At 69.0% G+C, this 19,540-nt stretch carries 16 protein-coding genes; 6 read left to right on the top strand and 10 right to left on the bottom strand.

Going from position 1 to position 19,540, the window contains the following annotated elements; all coding sequences use genetic code 11:
* Window positions 1-199: 199 nt before the first annotated feature.
* Window positions 200-916, bottom strand: a complete 717-nt coding sequence (locus FBQ73_RS11135; RefSeq protein WP_138399538.1) for an MgtC/SapB family protein — start codon at window positions 914-916, stop codon at window positions 200-202.
* Window positions 917-1,062: 146 nt separating this feature from the next.
* Here FBQ73_RS11135 and FBQ73_RS22765 point away from each other — a divergent pair, with 146 nt between their 5' ends.
* Together FBQ73_RS22765 and leuC are read left to right on the top strand one after the other, a co-directional pair.
* Window positions 1,063-1,233: a hypothetical protein gene (locus tag FBQ73_RS22765; protein ID WP_157048055.1), complete on the top strand. Its 171-nt coding sequence runs from the start codon at window positions 1,063-1,065 to the stop codon at window positions 1,231-1,233.
* A 105-nt stretch (window positions 1,234-1,338) separates the two neighbouring features.
* Window positions 1,339-2,781 (top strand): 3-isopropylmalate dehydratase large subunit, encoded by a 1,443-nt coding sequence (gene leuC / locus FBQ73_RS11130; RefSeq protein WP_138399537.1) that lies wholly within the window; start codon window positions 1,339-1,341, stop codon window positions 2,779-2,781.
* Window positions 2,782-2,862: 81 nt separating this feature from the next.
* Here leuC and nadC read toward each other — a convergent pair whose 3' ends face one another.
* From nadC to FBQ73_RS11090, 8 genes are all read right to left on the bottom strand, one after another.
* Window positions 2,863-3,714, bottom strand: coding sequence for a carboxylating nicotinate-nucleotide diphosphorylase (gene nadC, locus FBQ73_RS11125; RefSeq protein WP_138399536.1), 852 nt, complete (start codon window positions 3,712-3,714; stop codon window positions 2,863-2,865).
* An 11-nt stretch (window positions 3,715-3,725) separates the two neighbouring features.
* Window positions 3,726-5,267: an L-aspartate oxidase gene (locus tag FBQ73_RS11120; RefSeq protein WP_138399535.1), complete on the bottom strand. Its 1,542-nt coding sequence runs from the start codon at window positions 5,265-5,267 to the stop codon at window positions 3,726-3,728.
* On the bottom strand, window positions 5,264-6,292 hold the full coding sequence (nadA, locus tag FBQ73_RS11115) for a quinolinate synthase NadA (protein WP_138399534.1): 1,029 nt from the start codon (window positions 6,290-6,292) through the stop codon (window positions 5,264-5,266). The genes FBQ73_RS11120 and nadA overlap by 4 nt, the downstream gene beginning before the upstream one ends.
* 58 nt (window positions 6,293-6,350) lie before the next feature.
* Window positions 6,351-7,280, bottom strand: coding sequence for an NUDIX hydrolase (locus tag FBQ73_RS11110; protein ID WP_170218842.1), 930 nt, complete (start codon window positions 7,278-7,280; stop codon window positions 6,351-6,353).
* Between the two features lie 430 nt (window positions 7,281-7,710).
* Window positions 7,711-8,316 (bottom strand): 3-isopropylmalate dehydratase small subunit, encoded by a 606-nt coding sequence (leuD, locus tag FBQ73_RS11105; protein ID WP_138399532.1) that lies wholly within the window; start codon window positions 8,314-8,316, stop codon window positions 7,711-7,713.
* Between the two features lie 133 nt (window positions 8,317-8,449).
* Window positions 8,450-9,007, bottom strand: a complete 558-nt coding sequence (locus tag FBQ73_RS11100) for a cytochrome b (RefSeq protein ID WP_170218841.1) — start codon at window positions 9,005-9,007, stop codon at window positions 8,450-8,452.
* 77 nt (window positions 9,008-9,084) lie between these two features.
* Window positions 9,085-9,525: a metallopeptidase family protein gene (locus FBQ73_RS11095; protein WP_138399530.1), complete on the bottom strand. Its 441-nt coding sequence runs from the start codon at window positions 9,523-9,525 to the stop codon at window positions 9,085-9,087.
* Window positions 9,526-10,072: 547 nt separating this feature from the next.
* The gene (locus tag FBQ73_RS11090) at window positions 10,073-12,823 is read right to left on the bottom strand and encodes a ligase-associated DNA damage response DEXH box helicase (RefSeq protein ID WP_392567232.1); all 2,751 of its coding nucleotides are present in this window, start codon (window positions 12,821-12,823) and stop codon (window positions 10,073-10,075) included.
* 201 nt (window positions 12,824-13,024) lie between these two features.
* Between FBQ73_RS11090 and FBQ73_RS11085 the strand changes: the two genes are divergently transcribed.
* From FBQ73_RS11085 to murC, 4 genes are all read left to right on the top strand, one after another.
* Complete coding sequence (locus FBQ73_RS11085; RefSeq protein ID WP_138399529.1) at window positions 13,025-13,957, top strand: hypothetical protein; 933 nt, start codon at window positions 13,025-13,027, stop codon at window positions 13,955-13,957.
* Between the two features lie 62 nt (window positions 13,958-14,019).
* On the top strand, window positions 14,020-15,219 hold the full coding sequence (gene ftsW, locus FBQ73_RS11080) for a putative lipid II flippase FtsW (protein WP_138399528.1): 1,200 nt from the start codon (window positions 14,020-14,022) through the stop codon (window positions 15,217-15,219).
* Between the two features lie 83 nt (window positions 15,220-15,302).
* Window positions 15,303-16,430 (top strand): undecaprenyldiphospho-muramoylpentapeptide beta-N-acetylglucosaminyltransferase, encoded by a 1,128-nt coding sequence (gene murG / locus FBQ73_RS11075; RefSeq protein WP_138399527.1) that lies wholly within the window; start codon window positions 15,303-15,305, stop codon window positions 16,428-16,430.
* A complete protein-coding gene (gene murC, locus FBQ73_RS11070) occupies window positions 16,427-17,839 on the top strand; it encodes a UDP-N-acetylmuramate--L-alanine ligase (RefSeq protein WP_138399526.1) in 1,413 nt (470 codons plus the stop codon). The genes murG and murC overlap by 4 nt, the downstream gene beginning before the upstream one ends.
* Window positions 17,840-18,127: 288 nt before the next feature.
* Here murC and ccrA read toward each other — a convergent pair whose 3' ends face one another.
* Window positions 18,128-19,411 carry a crotonyl-CoA carboxylase/reductase gene (gene ccrA, locus FBQ73_RS11065; RefSeq protein WP_138399525.1) on the bottom strand — a complete coding sequence of 428 codons (1,284 nt, stop codon included), beginning with the start codon at window positions 19,409-19,411 and terminating at the stop codon, window positions 18,128-18,130.
* Window positions 19,412-19,540 lie beyond the last annotated feature (129 nt).

The raw sequence follows: 19,540 nt of genomic DNA, 5'->3' as shown, positions 1-19,540 counted from the left end.
GGCCTTCAGGCCCCCTCCGGCGCTTCATTGCCGTCATGGCCGGGCTTGTCCCGGCCATCCACGCGGCAAGGCCGGGAACGATTTTCGCACATAAGCGCAGGCGGTTCGGCGTGGATACCCGGCACAAGGCCGGGTATGACGTTGCGTAAATATCGAAGCCGTCAGCGAATGCCGATCCAGCCGCGTTCCCAACGACGCCTCACTCTTCCGTGGTGCTCTCCCAGGTGGCGTGGCGCACGCCGGGCAAAGCGGCGAGGCGGTCGGTGACCGCGTCCAGCTCGGCCGGCTCCACCGCCGTGCTCATGAGCTTGGCCACGAGTAGCGAGGTGTCGTCGGCGGCGGGGCCCTCGTCCACGTCGCTCACCGGATATTTCGCCTGTTCCAGCAGCTCGATGAGCTTTTCGCGCAAATCGGGGATGGCATCGGTGTCCACCGTCACGCGCACCTCGTAGCTCACTTCCGAATGGCGCTCGTCCAGCGGGATGCGGTCGATGAAGTTGGCCACCGGGCGCAGCAGGGTATTGCCGGCGATGACGATGAAGGTCAGCAGCATGGCTTCCGCCAGCATGTCCGCCCCGGTGAAGCAGCCCACCGCCGCCGAGCACCACAGGGTCGCCGCGGTGTTGAGGCCGCGCACGTTGAGGCCTTCCTTCATGATGACGCCGGCGCCAAGGAAGCCGACGCCGGTGACCACGTTGGCCACCACGCGCATGGCCTCGTCGGAGCCGGCGATGCGCGCGGCGAGGTCCACGAAGGCGGCGGCGCCCACCGCCACCAGCACATTGGTGCGCAGGCCGGCGGTGCGCTGGCGGTACTGGCGTTCCGCGCCGATCAGCGTGCCGAGCACGAAGGCGGCGGCAAGGCTGACCAGGGAATCAAGGAACGACCACAGTTCGAAGGTCTTCAGGAAGCTCACGCGGGTCCCCGTGCTGCGCTGGTTCCGGGCGGGCTTCTTCCTCGCGTCCCTGCGGCGGGCGGGCAAGGGAAAAAGCCGGCCGAAGACGTTTTCACAGTCTCGCGCGCCGGATTGTCGCGGCTCGATGGAACTGCTACAAACCGCCCATGCATCATGCCTGTGCGCCTCTTTCGATCCTGAGCCGGGTGGCCCTCTGCGCCGCCGGCCCGTTCGCGCGCACGACCATGGAGTTCGCGGCGGTGCCGGATCATGTCCGCCTGCCGGGCCGCTTCTTCGGCCGCTTCACCACGGCGGCTTCGGCCCAGCTTCGCGGCTGACGCGCCTTTAAGTCTCGTCGTCGAGACAGCTCGCATTCCAGATACCGGCCCGGCCGCCCATCGCGCGCGCCGGCCTCTCCTCAGGACAGGACCCGAGACGTAGCCATGACCGCACCTGCGAACGCCGCACCCGCGAACGGCCCCCGCACCCTCTATGACAAGATCTTCGACGACCATGTGGTGGCGCGGCAGGAGGATGGCACCTGCCTCCTCTACATCGACCGCCACCTGGTCCACGAGGTGACCAGCCCCCAGGCCTTCGAGGGCCTGCGAATGACCGGGCGGACCGTGCGCGCGCCGCACAAGACCTTGGCGGTGGTCGACCACAACGTCCCCACCACCGACCGCACCCTTCCGAACCCGGACCCGGAGAGCGTGGCGCAGATCGCTGCGCTGGCGGAGAACACCCGCGAGTTCGGCGTCGAATATTATGACGGTTTCGACAAGCGTCAGGGCGTGGTCCATGTGGTGGGCCCCGAGCAGGGCTTCACCCTGCCCGGCACCACCATCGTCTGCGGCGACAGCCATACCTCCACCCACGGCGCCTTCGGCGCGCTCGCCCATGGCATCGGCACGTCCGAGGTGGAGCATGTGCTCGCCACCCAGACGCTGATCCAGAAGAAGGCGAAGAACATGCGCGTCACCGTCTCCGGGCCGCTGCCCGAGGGCGTCGGCGCCAAGGACGTGGTGCTTGCCATCATCGGCACCATCGGCACCGCCGGCGGCACCGGCTATGTGATCGAATATGCGGGCGATGCCATCACCTCCCTGTCCATGGAAGGGCGGATGACGGTGTGCAACATGTCCATCGAGGGCGGTGCCCGCGCCGGCCTGGTGGCCCCCGACGAGAAGGCGTTCGAATATCTCAAGGGTCGCCCCAAGTCGCCCAAGGGCGCCGACTGGGACGCGGCCATGCGCTTCTGGCAGACCCTGCGCACCGACGCGGGCGCCCATTTCGACGCCGAGATCCAGCTCGACGGCGCCAACCTGCCGCCCATCGTCTCCTGGGGCACCAGCCCCGAGGATGTGATCTCGGTGGAGGGCCTGGTGCCTGATCCGGCCCTCATCTCCGACGAGGGCAAGCGCGCCGCCAAGATCCGCGCGCTGGGCTACATGGGCCTGACCGCCGGCACCAAGATCACCGACATCACGCTCGACCGCGTGTTCATCGGCTCGTGCACCAATGGCCGCATCGAGGATCTCCGGCAGGCCGCGGCCATCGTCGCCGGCCACACGGTGAATGCGAACGTGAATGCCATGGTGGTGCCGGGCTCGGGCCTCGTGAAGGAGCAGGCCGAGGCAGAAGGTCTCGACAAGATCTTCCTCGCCGCCGGCTTCGAGTGGCGCGAGCCGGGCTGCTCCATGTGCCTTGCCATGAACGCCGACCGCCTCGCCCCCGAGGAACGCTGCGCGTCCACCTCGAACCGCAATTTCGAGGGCCGGCAGGGCTTCAAGGGCCGCACCCATCTGGTGTCGCCCGCCATGGCGGCGGCCGCGGCCATCGCCGGCCGCTTCGTGGACGTGCGCCACTGGCCCAAGGCGGCGTGAGGGTTACGGCCTGAGGGTTTTCTCAGCCTGTTGATACGGAACGGCCGGGCTCGCGCCCGGCCGTTTTCGTTTGGGGCGCGCTCACCCCACCCAGTCGAGGCCGATGTCGAGGATGGGGGCGCTGTGGGTCAGCCAGCCTACGGAGATGAGGTCCACGCCCGAGGCTGCGATGGCCGGCGCGGTGTCGCGGTTCACCCGGCCGGAAGCCTCGGTGAGCATGCGCCCGCCCACCATCCGCACGGCTTCCGCCAGCGTCTGCGGCGTCATGTTGTCGAGCAGCACCGCGTCGGCGCCGATGGTGAGCAGCTCTTCCAGCTGGGCGAGGGTGTCCACCTCCACCTCCACCTTCACCATGTGGCCGGCGCGGGCGCGCACCCGGCTCACCGCCTCGCGCACCGAGCCGGCAATGGCCACGTGGTTGTCCTTGATGAGCACCGCGTCGTCGAGGCCGAAGCGGTGGTTGGCGCCGCCGCCGGCCCGCACCGCGTATTTCTCCAGCGATCGCAGCCCCGGCGTGGTCTTGCGGGTGCAGACGATCTGCGCCTTGTGGCCGGCGATGGCGGCAACCAGCCCCGCCGTGGCGGTGGCGATGCCGGAGAGGCGGCAGGCGAGGTTCAGCCCCGTCCGCTCGCCAGTGAGCAGCGCGCGGGAGGGGCCTTCCACCTGCGCCAGCACCGTGCCCGGTTCCACCGCCGTCCCGTCCGTCACCCGCGGGGTGAAGCGCACGCCGCCATCCAGCAGGCGGAAGGCGAGGCGGGCGCAATCGAGCCCCGCCACCACGCCGGGCTGCCGCGCGGCGAGCACGAGGCGGCTCTCATGGCCGGGCGGTACCACCGCGTCGGTGGTGATGTCGCCGGCCCGGCCGAGATCCTCCAGCAGCGCGGCGCGCACGATGGGCTCCACCATCAGCTCGGGGAGCGGGTCGAGGGGCATGATGGGATCCGTCAGCTGGATGAGGCGAGGGCGAAGGCCGGGGCGGCGTGGCGGCGGGCCTCGGCAAGGCTGCGCTCAAGGGTGGTGCGGGAGCGCCGGGCCACGGCAGCGGGGGCGGGGAAATCCGTGCGCGCATGGGCGCCCCGGCTTTCCTCACGCGCCAGCGCCGACACCGCCATCATGAGCCCCACCCGGGCGGGCGCGCAGGCCGGCCCGGTGCCCTCCGCCAGCGGCAGCAGGCGGGCGATGGCGGTGGCAAGGCCCGCCGCATCACGGGTGACGCCCAGATGGCGCGAGACGATGGGGCGGACGGAGGTCGCGTCCGGCGCCGCCGGCAGATGCGCGGCCATTCGGCGGGCGGGGGCGCGGGCCGGCGTTCCGGCCACGCTCAGGGCCGCCGCGCGCCCGCAGACCACCGCCTCCAGCAGGGAATTGCTGGCCAGCCGGTTGGCGCCGTGGAGGCCGGTGGCCGCCACCTCGCCCGCCGCCCACAGGCCGGGAACGGAGCTGCGGCCGTCCGCATCCACCGCGATGCCGCCCATGTGGTAGTGGGCCGCCGGGCGGATGGGCACGAGGTCGGTGGCGGGGTCAATGCCCGCCGCCCGGCAGCCGGCGGCGACCGAGGGAAAGCGTGTGGCGAAGCGCGCGCCGAGGCTGGCGCGGGCATCGAGGAATACCTCGCGGCCGGCCACCAGTTCCCGCCACACGGCGCGGGCCACCACGTCGCGCGGGGCAAGCTCCGCCCCCGGCACGGCTTCCAGCACGCGGCGGCCGGCGCGATCGACGATAAGGGCGCCTTCGCCGCGCACCGCCTCGCTGATGAGGGAGAGCGGACGGGCCGAAGTGGCGAGCGCGGTGGGGTGGAACTGCACGAATTCGAGGTCCGCCAGCTCCGCCCCGGCCTCGGCTGCGAGCGCGAGGCCCATGCCGAAGGAGGAGGCCGGATTGGTGGTGTGCTCGAACAGGGCGCCGACGCCGCCGGTGGCCAGGATGAGGCGGCGGGTGCGCAGCACGGCGCCGCCGTCTCGCCCCGACACCAGCAGGCCGGCCACCGCGCCATCCTCCATCAGGATGCGGCGGGCTTCCGCCTCCACCACGGTGATGGACGGGCAGGCACGGGCGGCGCGAGTGAGCGCCTGCACCAGCGCGCGGCCGGTGGCGTCGCCATCCGCATGGACGATGCGGCGGCGGCTGTGGGCGGCCTCCAGGCCGAGGGCGAGGCTGCCGTCGGCGGCCCGGTCGAAGGCGACGCCGAGGCGCTCCAGTTCGGCCACGGCGGCGGGGCCATCGGCGAGGATGCGGCGGGCGACCTCGGAATCGCACAGGCCGTCGCCGGCCATCAGCGTGTCGGCCAGGTGGAGGTCGGCATCGTCGTCCGTGCCGACGCTGGCGGCCATGCCGCCCTGGGCCAGCGGGCTGGAGCCGTCCGCGCCCAGCGGCGCGCGGGTGACCAGCACCACCGGCTCGGGCGCGAGGAAGAGGGCGGCGGCAAGCCCGGCGATGCCGCCGCCGACGATGACGGGGCGGCCCTCCAGCCGCTCGAAGCCGGTCACAGCGCCAGCATCCGCTCCACCGAGGCGCGGGCGCGGTCCGCCACGTCCGCCGCGATGGTCACTTCGTGCTGGTTGCCTTCCAGCGCCTTGCGGATGTTGGAAAGGGTGATCTTCTTCATGTGCGGGCAGAGATTGCAGGGCCGCACGAAGTCGATGTCCGGATAGTTCACGGCGACATTGTCGCTCATGGAGCATTCGGTGAGCAGCACCACGCGCGGCGGGCGCTTCTGGCCCACATAATCGCTCATGGCGGCGGTGGAGCCGGCGAAGTCCGCTTCCGCCACCACCTCCGGCGGGCATTCCGGATGCACCAGCACGGTGACGCCGGGATTGGCCAGGCGCAGCTCGCGCACGTCCTGCGCGGTGAAGCGCTCGTGCACCTCGCATTGGCCGGCCCAGGAGATGATCTCGACGCCGGTCTCGGCGGCCACGTTCTTGGCCAGATACTGGTCCGGCAGCATGATCACCTTTGGCACGCCGAAGCTTTTCACGATGCGCGCCGCATTGCCCGAGGTGCAGCACACGTCCACCTCCGCTTTCACGGCGGCCGAGGTGTTCACATAGGCGATGACGGGCAAGCCGGGATAGGCCTGCCGCATGAGGCGCACGTCCTCCGCCGTGATGGAATCGGCCAGCGAGCAGCCGGCGCCCTGGTCCGGGATCAGCACGGTCTTGCTCGGATTGAGCAGTTTGGCGGTCTCGGCCATGAAATAGACGCCGGCGAGCACGATCACGTCCGCATCCACCCGCATGGCCTCGCGGGCCAGCGCCAAGCTGTCGCCCACGATGTCGGCGACGCAGTGGAAGATTTCCGGCGTCTGGTAATTGTGCGCCAGGATCACCGCGTTGCGCTCGCGCTTCAGGCGCAGGATGGCTTCGGCATCCTCGGCGAAGAAGGCCCAGTCGGCGGGCGGCACCACGCGCCGGACGCGCTCATAGAGCGCGGCGGTGCGGGCGAACGCCTCCGAGAGGGCAGTCTCGGAAAGGCGGGGGTCGGCGAGGGCAGGCTGGGCAAGTGCGACCATTATCTATACTCAGTTTGAGCATATGTCTGGCATATGCTTATACTGAGCATAAGCACTGTCAAGTGGGCGCGAGGGGCAATTTCGTTCCCGCCAGCGCCCGCTCTTCCACCACGGCATGGCGGAAACGGAAGAGTTTTGCTGGCCGTCCAAGGCTTTCGGAGGTGGTGCCGCCGGTTTCCTCCACCAGCTCCTGTTGTTCCATGAGCCGGCGAAAATTCTGCTTGTGCAGGGTGCGCCCGGCGATGGCTTCCACGCAGCGTTGCAGCTGCAGCAGGGTGAAGGTGGGCGGCATCAGCTCGAACACCACCGGGCGATACTTGATCTTGGCCCGCAGCCGCGCGATTCCGGTGGCGAGGATGCGCCGGTGGTCGGCGATCATGGGCCGGCCGGCGCCGCCCGCCTCGCTGTGGCCTTCCCGGCGCAGGCGCTCGGCCACGATGCCGGCCTCGTACAGCATCTCGTAGCGCTGGAGGGTCAGTTCCTCGTTCCAGCGCGCCCCATCGAGGGCGAAGGTGGCGGCGGCCCGCAGGCGCCGCTCGCTCCGCATGCCGGCGGTGGAGGCATCCTCCGCCCAGGCGGCCAGCGCGGGCGCCAGCACCCTGGCGATCACCGGCGGCGGGCCGGCGCGGTGGTCCTCCCAGGGAAAGTATTCATACCAGCTGTGCCAGCCGGCCTCGGCCGCGTCGTGCTCCCGGGTGAGGCCCAGATAGGAGATGGAGATGGTGCGCGGCGCGGTATCCGCATCGGCGCGGTCCTTGTCGGCGAAGGTGTAGAGCTGTTCCACATAGCCGAGCGGATGGTGGGTCTGCTGCTCCACCCAGTCGCGCAGGCCCTGCTGGAGCGAGCGATGGGCCAGTTCGAACGGGCCGGAGGGCAGGGCGCTGCCCTTGGTTACCGTCATCACCCGCGGCTCACCGGCGGTCACCGCCGCGAGCACGGCGATGAGATCCACGACAACGGATCGGCTGGCGCGCTGGGAACCCGGCATGATGCTCACGGCAGGGGGGAAAGCCTCGCGGAATAGCGATGCCATCCGCTGCGCCCCCGATAGCACGCCGACCGCGCGGGACGGAAGCGCGGCAAAAGGGGGAGGGGCCTGGGGAGAGCGGGACGGCTGGTCGCGGCCGGAAGCGCTTTGGCTCCAAGCTCTGCCATCGCGACCGGGTGCAGGCGTGAACCCTCCCCCGCAAGCGGGAGAGGGCAGGGCCTCTCCACTTGAAACCATGCGATGGCACGCAACCCAGCGTCTCTGCCCCCTCCCCAACCCTCCCCCGCAAGCGGGAGAGGGGGCGCGGCGGTTCTGGTTCAAGGTCTCGGCGTAAACACGGCCCTACACGGTGGCCCGCAAGCGGGAGGGGCAGCGCGGCGGCTCTGGTCCCGCCCGTCTCGCGATCAGCCCCGCAGGGGGGCGGCGCCGCTCAGAGCCAGGGCTGCTCGGCGCCCTTGGCGGTTTCGTAGGTGGCGATGGCTGGGGCCTTCTCCAGGGTCAGGCCGATGTCGTCCAGCCCCTCGATGAGGCAGCGCTTGCGGAACGGGTCGATCTCGAACTTCACCACGCCGCCATCCGGGCCGCGGATTTCCTGCGCCGGCAGGTCGATGGTGAGGGTGGCGTTGGCGCCGCGGTCGGCGTCGTCGAACAGCTTGTCCAGGTCTTCCTTGGAGACGACCACGGGCAGGATGCCGTTCTTGAAGCAGTTGTTGTAGAAGATGTCGGCGAACGAGGTGGAGATCACGCAGCGGATGCCGAAGTCGAGCAGTGCCCACGGCGCGTGCTCACGGGACGAGCCGCAGCCGAAATTGTCGCCGGCCACCAGGATCTTGGCAGTCTTGTAGGCGCTCTGGTTGAGCACGAAGTCGGGATTGTCCGAGCCGTCGTCCTTGTACCGCATCTCCGAGAACAGGCCGGTGCCCAGGCCCGTGCGCTTGATGGTCTTGAGGTACTGCTTGGGGATGATCATGTCGGTATCGACATTGACCAGCTTCAGCGGGGCGGCGACGCCCTCCAGGACGGTGAACTTCTCCATGGGACCTTGAGCCTCGGCTTGTCTTTATAGGCTTCCTGCCTGAGGCCCCTCCATAACAGGCGCATCCGCCCTTGCCCAGTCAAGAAGACCGGCGCGCGAAGGCCCGCGCGCCGGTTTGGGCCGATCCCGCCGCTCAGGGCGCGACGCGTTCCGGCAGCATGCGCTTCAGCACGTCGTCCTTGAGCACGTAATGGTGGGCCACGGCGGCGGCCGCGTGCAGGACGGCGAGGACGACCAGGGCGTTGGCCAGCCATTCGTGGACCTCGATCACCTCGCGCGCCAGGTCGCGGTTCACCGCGATGGGCGAGGGGATGGTGAAGAGCGAGAAGAAGCTCACCTCGTTGCCGCGCAGGAAGGCCAGGTAGATGCCGACCAGCGGCACCGCGATCAGCAGCAGGTAGAGCAGCCCATGCACGATGTGGGAGGCGATGGCCACCGGCCGGCTGATCTGCGTCGAGGCCGGCGGATGGTGCCCGAAGATCCGCACCGGAATGCGCGCTGCCACCAGCGCGATGATCAGGAGGCCCACCGAGATGTGGGTCCACCAGATGAGGCCGCGCTCCGGCGTGCCGCGCGCGAAAAAGCCCTCCAAATAGGTGATGCCGAACACCACGATGATGCTCACAACGGTGAGCCAGTGGATGGCGCGCAGCGGCGCCCCATAGCGCGACAGTCTGGGATCGACGGGCATATGAGCCTCCTTATTTGGATCAATTCTAAAAAGAATGACGCCCCGGGTCCAGCGTGCGGGCGGGGCTTACCCTGCGGTCAATGCGCCCGGTCCTCGATGGCCTCCATGTCGTCGTCGGACAGGCCGAAATGATGGCCGATCTCGTGCACCAGCACGTGGGTGACCACGTCGCCGAGGGTTTCCTCGTTCTCCGCCCAGTAGTCGAGGATGGGGCGGCGATAGAGGAACACCATGTTGGGCAACTGCCCGGTGTGGGCCACCGCGTCCGACTGGGCGCGGCCGATGCCCTGGAACAGGCCGAGCAGGTCGAACGGCGTCTCGGCCCCCATCTCGTCCAGCACTTCGTCGGTGGGAAAATCCTCGATGCGGATGATGAGGCCCTCGCACAGCGCCCGGAACGAAGCGGGCAGGCCGGCGAAGGCGTCGCGGGCCAACTCCTCGAACGCGGCGATGCCCGGCGCCTCGAGGTCGCGCCAGACATGCGTCGTGCCGCTTTTTCCCGCGCTGTTCTGCGACATGCCTGTACCTCCTTCGGCGGAACCCTTGCTGCTGCGATGCAACATCATGCGGGGCAAAGGTCAATCGTCCTGACCCTCCAGGCGGGCCAATCGTCACGCAGCCGTGACTTTCCTGAACACTTTCTGAACGGGAGCATCAAAGGGGGTTCAGACAGACTTGGTTAAGGAACTCTTAATCGACCTGCATCGTTAACCCTGTAGATGACGAATTTGGAGAGTGGCCATGGTTCGGAAGCTTGCTGTCACCGGCGCTCTGGTGACCATCCTTGGAATTGCAGCGTTTTTTGCCCCTCACGAGGCCAATGCGGCCACCCTCGGCATGCTCGGCGGCGTGATGTTCTGATATCTGGCCTGGACGGCGAGCTTTTTGCGCGCCGTCTGATCACGTGATTGTGATGGAAACGGAGACCGTTCAAAGTTGCTCGTTTCCCATGTGCAACAGCTGAGTTGGCGCCTTCGCAGCTGCGAAATGGGTCGCCAAACGTTCCCCCGCGCTCTCTGAACGTGCCGCGGGAGCGCTTTCGCGCGCCTAGCGTCAACCGCCTGTTCAACCCATGGCGGCGCGGATGAGTTCCTCCTCCGCCTCCGCGAGCAGCGCGTCGCTCGCCTCGCCCCCCACGCTCTCCTGGCCGATCTCCAGCAGCACCGGCACCGCCAGCGGCGACACCCGGTCCAGCGCCATGTGCACGATGTGCCCCTTGATGCGCGCCAGCATCTCGGCGAGCCGCTTCACATCCAGCAGCCCGGTGGCGGCGTCCGCCCGCGCGGCCCGTAGCAGAAGATGGTCCGGCTCGTGCCGGCGTAGCACGTCATAGATCAGGTCGGTGGAGACGGTGACCTGCCGCGAAGTCTTCTCCTTGCCGGGGAACCGTCGCTCGATCAGGCCGGCGATCACCGCGCAGTATCGGAACGTCCGCTTCATCAGGGCGCTTTCCGCCAGCCACGCCTCCAGATCGTCTCCCAGCATGTCCTCGTCGAACAGGTCCGCCAGCGCCAGCCGGCCTTGCGCGATGGCGGCGCCCATGTCCCCCGCCGCATAGACCGCGAGGGCGTAATCATTGGCGACGAAGCCCAGCGGCTTCAGCCGTGCCCGCTCCAGCCGCCGCGTCAACAGCATGCCCAGGGTCTGGTGGGCGAGGCGGCCCTCGAACGGGTAGGTGACAAGATAATAGCGCCCGCCTTGCACGAAGCTTTCCACCAGAAGGTCGTCGCGGCCCGGCAGGCGCGAGCGCAGGCTCTGCAGCTCCAGCCATTCGCGCACTTGGCTGGGCAGCGCCGCCCAGCGCTCGGGCGCGGCGAGCAGCGCCCGCACCCCGGCCGCGAGGAAGGTGGAGAGGGGAAATTTGCCGCCCGCATAGGCCGGCACCTTGGGCTCGGTGGCGGTGGTGCGCGAGACATAGACCTCGTCCTCCACCAGGGTCTCGTAGCGCAGGATCTCGCCGGCGAAGACGAAGGTGTCGCCGGGGACCAGGGTCTCCACGAAATATTCCTCCACCTCGCCCAGCATCCGCCCGCCGAAGCGCACCCGCCCGGTGACGCCGGTCTTGGCCGCGCCTCGCGCCGAGACCAGGCGAACTTTCAGCATGGTGGATTCCACGATGGTGCCCACGTTCAGCCGGTAGGCCTGCGCGATCATGGGGTTGGCCACCCGCCACAGGCCGTCGCGGGTGGGGCGGATCTTGGCGTAGCGCTCATAGGCCTTCAGCGCGTAGCCGCCGGTGGCGACGAATTCCAAAGCGGCGTCGAAGTCCGCGCGGGGCAGGTGCCGGTAGGGCGCGGCCGAGCGCACTTCCCGAAACAGGGCGTCGGCGGCAAACGGCGCGGCGCAGGCCATGCCGAGGATATGCTGGGCCAGCACGTCCAGCGCGCCGAGGCGCTCCGGCGGGGTGTCCTGCGCACCGATCGCCACCGCCTCCAGCGCGGCGCGGCATTCCAGCACCTCGAACCTATTGGCCGGCACCAGCACGGCGCGGGAGGGCTCGTCCAGCCGGTGGTTGGCGCGGCCGATGCGCTGGAGCAGCCGCGAGGAGCCCTTGGGCGCGCCCACGTTGATGACGAGGTCCACGTCGCCCCAGTCGATGCCGAGGTCGAGGGAGGAGGTGGCCACCACCGCCTTGAGCCGCCCGGCGGCCATGGCCGCTTCCACCTTGCGCCGCTGTTCCACCGCCAGCGAGCCGTGGTGGAGGGCGATGGGCAGATTGTCGTCGTTGATGCGCCACAGCTCCTGGAAGATGAACTCCGCCTGCCGGCGCGTGTTGACGAACACGAGGCTGAGCCGGTTCGCCTTCAGCAGCGCATAGATGTCGCGCACCGCATGGAGTGCCATGTGGCTCGCCCAGGGCATGGGCACGTCCGTCTCCAGCATGCGCACGTCGGGCGCGACACCGCCCTGCGCCACCACGAGGTCGGCGAGGGGGACGGGCGTGGGGGCGGCCTCGTCCTGCGCCACCAGATAGCGGCGCAGGTCGTCAGGCTCGGCCACGGTGGCGGAGAGGCCGACACATTGCAGCCCCGGCGCGATGGCCCGCAGCCGTGCCAGCGCCAGCGCCAGCAGGTCGCCGCGCTTGGAGGTGACGAGGGCGTGCAACTCGTCCAGCACCACCCGCTTCAGGCCGCTGAACAGGTGCTCGGCGTCCTTCGAGGCGAGCAGCAGGGAGATCTGCTCGGGGGTGGTGAGCAGGATGTCGGGCGGGTCGCGCCGCTGCCTTTGGCGGCGGGAAGAGGGGGTGTCGCCGGTGCGGGTCTCCACGCGGATGGGCAGTCCCATCTCGCTGATGGGCGTCTCCAGATTGCGCGCGATGTCCACCGCCAGCGCCTTCAGCGGGGAGATATAGAGCGTGTGCAGCGGCGAGGCCGGCTGCGCTGCCTGCCAGCGGGCGAAGGGCAGGGGGGCGGCGTCGGCATTGACCATTTCCCCTTTGCCGACATCCGGCGCGGCCTTGCTCCCTCTCCCGCTTGCGGGGGAGGGCTGGGGAGGGGGCGCGGTGTCCAGAATGGGCAGGGTGTCCGGAGGGGGCAGATCGTCCGGAACGGCAACACCCCCGCGCTTCCCCCTCCCGCCACTCAGCTCGATCAGCGTGGGCAGGAAGCCGGCCAAGGTCTTGCCGGCGCCGGTGGGGGCGATGAGCAGCACCGAGCGGCCCGCCCGCGCGGCGGCGACCAGATCAAGCTGGTGCGCCCGCGCCGTCCAGCCCCGCGCGCGGAACCAGCTTTGGAACACCTCCGGCAGCCCGCCGGGCGGAACGGCGTCCGGAGGGGGGGCGTCAGGTCTGGGGGTTTTTCGGGGGGAGCGCGGCACCAGACCAAGATAGGCATGCCGGGCCGTTTGCGCGATGGGCCGGCCCGTTGGCCCGTTGGAACCTGCATCCGACACGGCACGCCGTCGTCGGTCGGTGGTATCCGGAAGACGTTGCGTCATCGATGCATAGCCTTATAGTGCGGCCGCTTTCGCGGGGGCGGCGCGATCACGGGACGCGATCACGGGCGGGGAAGGGCAGGGATGACGGTTCGCGTTGCGGGTGAATGTTCGCTGAGAGCGGAGCACGGTGCCGCCCGGGTGGCGAACGGCCTGTTCATCACCACCAAGAGCACGGACCGGATCAGGGCCCATTTCGAGCGGGTGCGGCAGCAGACCGAAGGGCTGGTGGACTGGCGCCTGATCCACAATCCGGGCAACCACGTGGCCCCCGTCGAGCCGTGTCTCGATCCACCGCCGGAAGCGGTCCTGCCCGAGCGCCTGCGCCAGCTGGATGAGAATGGCGGCCTGGTGCCCGGCTATGTGGACGTGCTCACCGTGGCAGCGGCCTGGCCGCTGCCCCACGACCACACATGGGTCATGGAATTCGACGTGGACTACACCGGCGACTGGCGCGCCCTGTTCGAGCGCTTCGCCGCCAACGACGCCGACCTCCTGACCACCACGCTCGTGCCCCTCGCCGACGACCCGGACTGGTATTTCAACGAGACGGCGCTGGCTCCGGCCCATGTGGACCCGGCTTGCCGCATGCGCTCTTTCAATCCGCTCATGCGCATGTCGCGGCGGTTCATGGAGGCTTATGCGGCCGAAGTGCGTGACCCCGGCTGGCAGGGCCATTTCGAGTATCTGCTGCCCACGGTGGCCCGCCATCTCGGCCTCAAGATCGAGGACATGGGCGGGGATGGGCCGTTCTGTCCGCCCGAGCGGCGGGGAAGGCTCTATTCCAACACCCCGCTTGATCCCAATCTGGTACCGGGGACCTTCGTGTACCGCCCCTGGCGGCCCGACTATTTCGCCGAGCGCCCGCAGGATTTCCCGCAAGGGGACTGGCTGATCCATCCGGTGAAGCCGGACACGCCGCAGCCGCCCCCACCGCCGGCGCCGGCGCCTCCGCCGCAGCGGTCTTTGCCCCGGCGCTTGTGGCGCTTCGTCCGCGGCAAGGGGATGGGGTCTTAATCGCTCGTCAACCGTCCCGGACGCATGGTGCGGCAGTTGTCCCGCACCGGAGTTGCCGTCCCATGATGTCGCGCGCCGACCGCACCGTCTTGAGCGAATGGTGGTGGACGGTGGACCGCGCCCTTTTGGCCGCCCTGTGCGGCCTGATGGTGATCGGGATCATCCTGTGCCTTGCCGCGAGCCCGGCGGTGGCCGCGCGCCTCGGCATCGCCGACCCGTTCCACTTCGTGAACCGGCAGGTGCTGTTCCTGGTCCCCGCCGCAGTGGTGATGATCGCCACGTCCTTCCTGTCACCGCGCGCGCTCCGGCGCATCTGCGTGGTGGTGTTCGCCGTCTTCTTCGTGCTGCTCATGGCCACCCTGGTGGTGGGGCCGGAGGTGAAGGGCGCGCGGCGCTGGCTCACTATTGCCGGCGTCACCGTGCAGCCGTCCGAATTCATCAAGCCGGCCTTCGTCATCCTCGCCGCCTGGCTGTTCGCCGAGAGCACCAAGCGGCCGGAGATGCCGGCCACGCTGCTCGCCTTCGGCCTGCTCGGCAGCGTGCTGGGCCTTTTGGTGAAGCAGCCGGACTTCGGCCAGAGCCTCTTGATCTCGCTGGTGTGGGCGTCCCTGTTCTTCCTCGCCGGGCTGCGCTGGATCTGGATGGTTGGGCTGGTGGGCGTGGGCGCCGGGGGCGGCTTCATCGCCTACATGACCGTGTCCCACGTGCAGAAGCGCATCAACCGCTTCCTCAATCCCGATTCGGGCGACACCTACCAGATCGACGCCGCGCTCAATTCCTTCCGCAACGGCGGCTGGTTCGGCCAGGGTCCGGGCGAGGGCACCATGAAGCGCATGCTGCCGGACGGGCACACCGATTTCGTCTTCGCCGTGGCGGGTGAGGAGTTCGGCATCATCCTGTGCCTGATCATCCTCGCCTTGTTCGCCTTCATCATCCTGCGCTCGCTGTCGCGGGCCTCGAAGGAGAGCGACCCCTTCTCCCGCTTCGCCATCACCGGCCTTGCGCTGCTGTTCGGGCTGCAGGCGGCCATCAACATGGCGGTGAACGTGCACATCGCCCCGGCCAAGGGCATGACGCTGCCCTTCATCTCCTATGGCGGCTCCTCGCTCATCTCCATCGCCTTCGGCATGGGCATGCTGCTGGCCCTCTCGCGCAAGCGGCCCGGCGCGGCGGCGCTGGCGGCCCTCACCGAGAAGCCGTCGGTGGAGCCTGTGGCACGGCCTGTCGCGCCGCCGGCAGGTGCCATGCCGGACCCGGCCTGACCAGCCTTTTCCTCCCCGGAATGGCCGCATTGACGGGGCAGCAAGCCCTATCTGGCTGATCGGATCGGCCATTCGAGGTAGATGTGACGCAAATTGTTCTTCTCGCCGCCGGCGGCACCGGCGGCCACCTGTTTCCGGCCGAGGCGCTCGCGGCGTCGCTTGGTCGGCGCGGATTCGACGTGGATCTCGCCACCGATGCCCGCGCCGCGCGCTATGCCGGCCATTTCCCCGCGCGGGAACTCCATGTGCTGCCCGCCGACACGGTGCGCGGCCACTCCCCGGTGGCGCTGGCGCGGACCGGATTTGCCCTCGCCTCGGGCCTTGTCTCCTCCCTCGCGCTGCTCCGGCGGGTGAAGCCGGTGGCCGTGGTGGGCTTCGGCGGCTATCCCACCGTGCCACCGCTGCTGGCGGCCGCGCTCATGGGCGTGCCGACCCTCATCCATGAGGCGAACGGCGTCATGGGCCGGGCCAACCGCATGCTGGCGCGGCGCGTCACCGCCATCGCCACCGGCTTTCCCGGCATCGTCGCTGCCGATCCGGCGCTTGCCCCCAAGGCGGTGTGGACCGGAAATCCCCTGCGCCCCTCCGCCATCGCCGCCGCGGCCACGCCTTACGACCCGCCGCTGCCGGGGGGCGAGCTGCGCCTGCTGGTGTTCGGCGGCAGCCAGGGCGCGCGGGTGATGTCCGACGTGGTGCCGGAGGCCATCGAGCGGCTGGACTCCGACCTGCGATCCCGTCTCGTCCTCACCCAGCAGGCGCGGGAGGAGGATCTGGAGCGGGTGAAGGCCACTTACGCGCGCCTCGGCGTACGGGCGCAGGTGGCGCCCTTCTTCGACGATTTGCCGGCGCGCATGGCGCTGGCCCATCTGGTGGTGTCGCGCTCCGGTGCAGGCACGGTGGCGGAGCTGGCCGCCATCGGCCGGCCCTCCATTCTGGTGCCGTTGCCCCACGCCCTCGATCAGGACCAGGCCGCCAATGCCCGCTCACTGGGCGACGTGGGCGCGGCGCTGGTGCTGCGGCAGGTGGAGTTCGATCCCGACCGGCTGGCGCTGGAGCTTCACAGCTTTGCCAGCGAACCTCGATCATTGACGCAGATGGCGGATAAGGCCAGAAGCCAAGGCGTGCTCGACGCAGCGGAACGACTGGGCGATCTCGTCCGGCATCTGGCGGCGAAAGGCGCGGTCGCAACCTTTCAGGGGAAACTGGCATGAAGTTGCCGTCCGGCCTCGGCTCCATCCATTTCGTCGGTATCGGCGGCATCGGCATGAGCGGCATCGCCGAAGTGCTGCACAATCTCGGCTACGAGGTGCAGGGCTCGGACGTGGCGGACAGCGCCAACGTGAAGCGCCTGCGCGACCTCGGCATCAAGGTGATGATCGGCCACGCCGCGGCCAATGTGGATGACGCCGACGTGGTAGTGGTCTCCTCCGCCATCAAGCGCGACAATCCCGAGCTGGTGGCCGCCCGCGCCAAGCGCCTGCCGGTGGTGCGCCGCGCCGAGATGCTGGCCGAACTGATGCGGCTGAAGAGCTGCGTTTCCATCGCCGGCACCCACGGCAAGACCACGACCACTTCCATGGTGGCGGCGCTGCTGGATGCCGGCAATTTCGACCCCACCGTCATCAACGGCGGCATCATCAACGCCTACGGCACCAATGCCCGCCTCGGCGACGGCAACTGGATGGTGGTGGAGGCGGACGAGAGCGACGGCACCTTCCTGAAGCTGCCCACGGAAGTCGCCATCGTCACCAATGTGGACCCCGAGCACCTCGACCATTTCAAGACCTTCGACAAGGTGCAGGACGCTTTCAAGACCTTCGTGGAGAACGTGCCCTTCTACGGCTTCGCGGTGATGTGCATCGACCATCCGGTGGTGCAGGCGCTGGTGGGCCGCATCGAGGACCGACGCGTGATCACCTATGGCGAGAACCCGCAGGCGGACGTGCGGCTGGTGGACGTGGACCTGAAGGGCGGCATCACCCGCTTCGGCGTGGTCTTCCGCAACCGCGCGGGGGAGACGGTGCACGAGATTTCCGGCCTCAAGCTGCCCATGCCCGGCAAGCACAATGCGCTCAACGCCACTGCAGCCATCGCGGTGGCGCACGAGCTGAAGGTGCCCGACGACAAGATCATCGAGGCCATCGCCAGCTTCGGCGGCGTGAAGCGGCGCTTCACCCGCACCGGGGAGTGGAACGGCGTCACCGTGTTCGACGATTACGGCCACCACCCGGTGGAGATCGCCGCCGTGCTGAAGGCGGCGCGGGCCGCGAGCGAGGGGCAGGTGATCGCCGTGGTGCAACCGCACCGTTACTCGCGGCTCGCCTCCCTGTTCGACGAATTCTGCACCTGCTTCAACGATGCCGACCACGTGGTGGTGGCGCCGGTCTATGCCGCCGGCGAGGCGCCCATCGAGGGCGCGGACCGGGACCATCTGGTGCAGGGCCTCATCGCCCACGGCCACCGCTCGGTGACGGCGCTGGACGGGCCGGAGAAGCTCGCCGAAGTGGTGGGCGCGTTGGCCAAGCCCGGCGATTACGTGATCTGCCTCGGCGCCGGCTCCATCAGCGGCTGGGCCTATGCCCTGCCGGGGGACCTCGCCGCCCTCGAGCCGGCGGCTTAGGGACGGTTTCGGGGCGGGCGGGATCGTGGCGATGCCGGTTTTGCCTGGCCGGTTTTGCCTGATTAACCCCGGGTCTGGCTATCTCACCACCGTCATCCCCCGGCTTGACCGGGGGATCCATGGAGGGGGCGCGAGCGCTGCACGCGTTACGTCCCCGGCGACGCCCTTAACCGGGACCCATTCCACCTGACCGGCGGCACGATGGATCCCCCGGTCAAGCCGGGGGATGACGCTGCCTCAAGAAGATGCCTCTGTCCCAGGGGGATGACGCTTCTTGAGGGACCGGCCTCACGTCTTCGCGCCGGCCTCGATCACGTCCTCAAGGGTACGCAGGCCGGTGCGGGGGGCGTTGACCAGCACCGCCATGTTGCCGGGGGCGTGCTGGTTCTTCCACATCTTGGTGTGCGCCTCGGGGATGCGGTCCCAGGGGAACACTTCCGACATGCAGGGGTCCACGCGCCGGTCGATGATGAACTGGTTGGCGGCGGAGGCCTGCTTGAGGTGGGCGAAGTGGGAGCCCTGGATGCGCTTCTGGCGCATCCACACATAGCGGGCGTCGAAGGTGATGTTGAAGCCGGTGGTGCCGGCGCAGAACACGATCATGCCGCCGCGCTTGCCCACGAGGGTCGAGACCGGGAAGGTCTGCTCGCCGGGGTGCTCGAACACGATATCCACGTCGCGCTTGCCGCTGATGTCCCAGATGGCCTTGCCGAACTTGCGGGCTTCCTTGGTCCACTCATTGTATTCCGGCGAGTTGACCTTGGGCAGCTGGCCCCAGCACTTGAAATCCTTGCGGTTGATCACGCCCTTGGCGCCGAGGCCGAGGACATAGTCGCGCTTGGTCTCGTCGGAGATGACGCCGATCACATGCGCGCCGGAGGCGGCGGCAAGCTGCACGCCGAACACGCCGAGGCCGCCCGAGGCGCCCCACACCAGCACGTAGTCGCCCGGCTTCACCGTGTGCGGCGGGTGGCCGAACAGCATGCGGTAGGCGGTGGCCATGGTGAGGGTGTAGCAGGCGCTCTCTTCCCAGGTCAGGTGCTTGGGGCGCGGCATCAGCTGGCGCGCCTGCACCCGGCAGAACTGGGCAAACGAGCCGTCCGGGGTCTCATAGCCCCAGATGCGCTGGGACGGCGAGAACATGGGGTCGCCGCCGTTGCATTCCTCGTCGTCGCCGTCGTCCTGGTTGCAGTGCACGACCACCTCGTCGCCCACCTTCCAGCGCTTCACCTTGGAGCCCACCGCCCAGACGATGCCCGAGGCATCGGAACCGGCGATGTGGAAGGGCGCCTTGTGCACGTCGAACGGCGAGATCGGCTGGCCCAGGCCCGCCCAGATGCCGTTGTAGTTGACGCCGGCGGCCATGACGTAAACCAGCACGTCGTTCTCGCCCAGCTCCCAGGTGGGAACCACCTCCAGCTGGAACGACTCTTCCGGCGGCCCATGGCGCTCGCGGCGGATGGCCCAGGCATACATCTTGGCCGGGACGTGACCGAGGGGGGGAACCTCGCCCAGCTCATAAAGGTCCTTCACCGGTCCCTCGTTCGCGTTGGCGGCTGCCGTCTGGGCCATGGCTGTCGTCCTCTCCTGGCATTTCTGCGGACCGTTCGGTCGGCTCTTGCGGGGCTTCTTGCGTTGCAGCGTAGCAGAGAAAAATTCCAAAGCGATACCCCCCACTTTGGACCATCGGGGGACAATTTC

The sequence above is a fragment of the Xanthobacter autotrophicus genome, assembly GCF_005871085.1.
Classification (GTDB): Bacteria; Pseudomonadota; Alphaproteobacteria; order Rhizobiales; family Xanthobacteraceae; genus Xanthobacter; species Xanthobacter autotrophicus.
This window is presented reverse-complemented; position numbering and strand designations above follow the sequence as displayed.